Origin of the sequence: Jatrophihabitans lederbergiae (genome assembly GCF_031845305.1) — a bacterium.
Taxonomy (GTDB): Bacteria; Actinomycetota; Actinomycetes; order Mycobacteriales; family Jatrophihabitantaceae; genus Jatrophihabitans_A; species Jatrophihabitans_A lederbergiae.
The window spans coordinates 1-3,610 of sequence record NZ_JAVREH010000117.1; the positions used below are offsets into that span (position 1 = coordinate 1).

Annotated in this window: 3 protein-coding genes; 1 reads left to right on the plus strand and 2 read right to left on the minus strand. The window is 64.9% G+C overall.

All coding sequences use genetic code 11. The features are described 5' to 3' along the window. Positions 1-570: 570 nt before the first annotated feature. The gene (locus RM423_RS24215) at positions 571-1,323 is read right to left on the minus strand and encodes a nucleotidyl transferase AbiEii/AbiGii toxin family protein (protein ID WP_396327867.1); all 753 of its coding nucleotides are present in this window, start codon (positions 1,321-1,323) and stop codon (positions 571-573) included. A 157-nt stretch (positions 1,324-1,480) separates the two neighbouring features. Beyond that, positions 1,481-2,065 (minus strand): type IV toxin-antitoxin system AbiEi family antitoxin domain-containing protein, encoded by a 585-nt coding sequence (locus RM423_RS24220; protein ID WP_311425602.1) that lies wholly within the window; start codon positions 2,063-2,065, stop codon positions 1,481-1,483. A gap of 312 nt (positions 2,066-2,377) precedes the next feature. Here RM423_RS24220 and RM423_RS24225 point away from each other — a divergent pair, with 312 nt between their 5' ends. Next, positions 2,378-3,142, plus strand: coding sequence for a VIT1/CCC1 transporter family protein (locus RM423_RS24225; RefSeq protein ID WP_311425603.1), 765 nt, complete (start codon positions 2,378-2,380; stop codon positions 3,140-3,142). The last annotated feature ends 468 nt before the right edge of the window (positions 3,143-3,610 follow it).

Here is a 3,610-nt window from a genome sequence, read left to right on the forward strand (position 1 = left end):
CACGTGGAACCGGCGCACCGAGCGACCTCGGCCAAACTGTCCTGCCCGCACGGCACAATCGGAAACCACAGAGGCTGCCGCCCCAAGAACGACGATCAACAGGCGCCGCGTGAAAGTTTCGGGCTAGCTTCAGTGGTCCAGCGTGGCCGTCGGGCCAGCCCGATTGTGATCTGCGGGGGCGATGTCCAAGCCACGCTCCAGACTGCTGACCCTGTATCGAAATAGGGTCAGATTTCGGTGTGGGGGTCAAGCCGCCGGGTCAACCCGCAAAGCCCGGAAATACGGGCCTATAGATGCCTCGCCGCGCTAGATGGAGCCTCCATCTGCCAGGCCGAACGTCCGCCCCTCTACAGACCCCATGTTTGCGGGAACCTCCCTATTTCATAGGGCATTCGCTGTGCCGTTGGCTACCGTTGAATGCACTCCAGAGCCGTTGCGCGTAGTTGGATTCTCCAGTCCTGCTCCACCCCAATAGTGCGCGACCTGTCGTCCGTCGCCTTGCGGGGACGATCGTCGACTCAATCGAACTCGCCAAGCCCCGAGCAGTCCTCGCCTGCTAACGGTCCAAGGTCAGGGATTGGATTCCCAGGTTTGACGGGTCGGATTCCAGCGGGCACCTTCGGGCACCGCGGAGCCCAATATCGGGTCAGTGAACGCAGCGACGATGCTTAGGATGTCAGCAAATTGCTCGGGCAGCTTGCGGGGGTAGTCCTGCCTGCGCCGCCAGTTCGCCCATTTGGCCTGGGCCGTCTCGGGCATCGTAGACAGCGCAGGTAGGAGCGGTCGCAACACCGCGCCACGGTAAGCGGCGACTGCCTGCAGGGCGCCCACGAGTTCGCTGGCTGATATCTCGTGGGCACTGCTGATGGTGAAGACGTCGGCGAAGTCGCGCCACCGGGTGTTGGCTTCGCCGCGTTCGAGGGCGGTCACGGTCTTCTCGGCGATAACCATCGGGAGCGGGTATCCGAGGATGTGGACTGGTTCTTGCCCGATCTGTACCAGCCGGGGCAGGGTGATCTCGGAAGGGGCCGGCCAGATCGGGTCGCCGAAGTTCACGTCGATCCCAACCGGCAGGCGGGACTTGCCTAACGTGCCGATCAGCCGGATGCGGACGCCGGCGTAGTCGTCGTCCTCGCGGATCGTGTGCGCGGTGATCGCACGCGGATCGAAGATCAACCCGTCATCGACGTCGATCGCGGCGATCTCCCGGATGCGTTCGAGCACGTCGTCGGCATCGTTGGCGATTCCGGTCGCCTGTAGATCGATGTCCTTCGTCGGCCGGCGCAGGCTGAACGCGGCCAGCAGCACACCACCCTTGAGCACGAAGTCCTCGCGATAGCGGGAGGCGGCGACACGGTGAGTAGACCCTCCAGCGCGTACAACGTCAGCAGTTCCTGAACATCCCCACCGCCGCCGCGGGCGAGCTTCTGGATGGCCAGGAATGCGTCACCGGCTGGCGTTCCATGCTGCCGCGACGGACTCACAGCAGGATCTGCAACGTTGAGCGCAGCGCCGGCAGCGCCTGGGGAAACGACCGGGCCAACTCCAGCAACGTCGACGGCGTGCTGCCGCGCCGACGCAGCCACCGCTTCAAGGCCTCGTTCGCTATGTCGGTGCCGATCTCGTGCCGCAGCCGGAAGGCATCGATGATCGTCCGCTCTGGCGAATACAACCCGATGGTGAGGCCGTCATCGGTCAACTGGTGCTGCGCCCGGCCAATGTCGAACGTCGCGCGGGCAAAGGAGTGCCACCGGATCGGCGTGAACCTGGTCGCCAGGGTCCGCTCCCCCCGGGGCAGCGCGATGTCGGTCTCCCGCGGGATCTCGTCAGTCAACTCGTGCAGCGACAGCGCACTGAGCAGGCAGATCGTCGCCGACGGTTTCCGTAGACTGATCGACGCCCACGCCGCCGTCGTGTCATCCAGCTCGCCCGGCCGGGCATAGAAGCCCGGCGCGATCTGCTCAAGCTCGCCAGCCCGCGCCATCCCATACAGCCGATGATTCGACAGGCCAAGCCCGGCCAGATCAGCACGGCTGATGATCGACGGCAACGCTGCGGTACTCATGACTCCCACCTCGAACGGATTGCTTACAGCTCCATACTACCTGTAAACAATTCGTTCGCCAAGCCCCGCGCGGGGTCCTGCCTGCCGCGGCAGCCGAGTCGGCGAGCAATACAGGTGAGTGAATGGCGCGGGTCGTCATGGCAGGTCAGTTCGGCTGGCTGGGACCATAGGGCCTTGGAAGATGCTCGCGAACGCGGTCACCGCCATGCCGAACGCCACAGTCGCACGATCGCCGGTTACGTCTTTCCCCGAGCGCGGTAAGGGCAGACTTGCCTTTCTGGGATGTGGTCGGTGTCGGTGATTCACTGGATCATGAGCGCGAATGAAGCGAACCGGTCCAGGACACCGGCCGCGGTGTCCGAAGTAGCCATACCAACCCGCACTGACGAGCCACATGCGCAGAGCACCGCGGGCAAACTGAACTGGTTACGAGCCGCCGTTCTCGGTGCCAACGACGGAATCGTGTCCGTTGCCGGGATCGTCGTCGGAGTGGCTGGGGCCACCTCCTCCCCTGGACCCATTTTCACCGCCGGTCTCGCCGGACTCGTCGCCGGCGCCGTCTCGATGGCGCTGGGTGAGTACGTGTCTGTGAGCAGCCAACGTGACAGCCAAACCGCGCTACTCGCCCAAGAAGAGCGGGAACTTGCCGAAACACCTGAACAAGAACTCGCCGAACTCACCGCGCTCTATGAAGCCAACGGCCTCTCGCCAGCCACCGCAAGCACCGTGGCCACCGAGCTCACCGCCCACGATGTGCTGGCCGCGCACCTAGACGCCGAATTACAACTCGACCCCGATGACCTCGCCGACCCCATCCAGGCCGCCGCCGCGTCCGCGGGCTCCTTCACCCTCGGCGCGCTGCTACCGCTACTGGCAATCCTGCTCCCACCCGCCACCTGGCGGGTATCGGTCACCTTCACCGCCGTACTGATCACCCTGGGCATCGCGGGCGCACTCAGTGCCCGCATCGGAGGAAGCAGCGCCCGACGCGCCATGGCGCGCGTCGTCATCGGAGGCGCGATCGGACTGGCGTTCACCTACGGCATCGGACACCTATTCGGCACCGCGATCGGCTGATCGGCCAACCAGGAATGCCGGTAACGATGCCGCTACCACCGCCCATCGCATGGTGCATACGAGTTGCTGCATGAGGGCAGTGCCCGGCCGAACCTGACCGCCTTCGTCATGACCTGGACGGAACCGCAGGCCAACCGGCTGATGGCCGAGAACATAACCGACAAGGACGAATACCCGCAGACCACCGCCCTTCGAGAACCGGTGTATCGCGATCCTGGCCGATCTCTGACACGCCCGAACTCCGACGACGGCGTGGAATCGATCGCGGCTGGACGTTCGTGCACCGACGTGGATCCCGCTAAGCCCACCCTGTGGAGCCGAACAGCCGCGCGTTCCCGCATGCGACGTTGCCGCGGCGTGCGGTGGTCGGGTTCGCCAGCGTCCGAGGACGGCTATGAAGAGCTGGTTGTCCAGCCATGTTGGCCGAGCGGTTAGAGCCAGTCGCGTCGTTTGAAGACGACGCCGAGG

Excerpts from the sequence above, each read along its gene's own strand:
- RM423_RS24220 (WP_311425602.1), bottom strand. The coding sequence starts at position 2,065 with ATGAGTACCGCAGCGTTGCCGTCGATCATCAGCCGTGCTGATCTGGCC.
- RM423_RS24225 (WP_311425603.1), top strand. The coding sequence starts at position 2,378 with ATGAGCGCGAATGAAGCGAACCGGTCCAGGACACCGGCCGCGGTGTCC.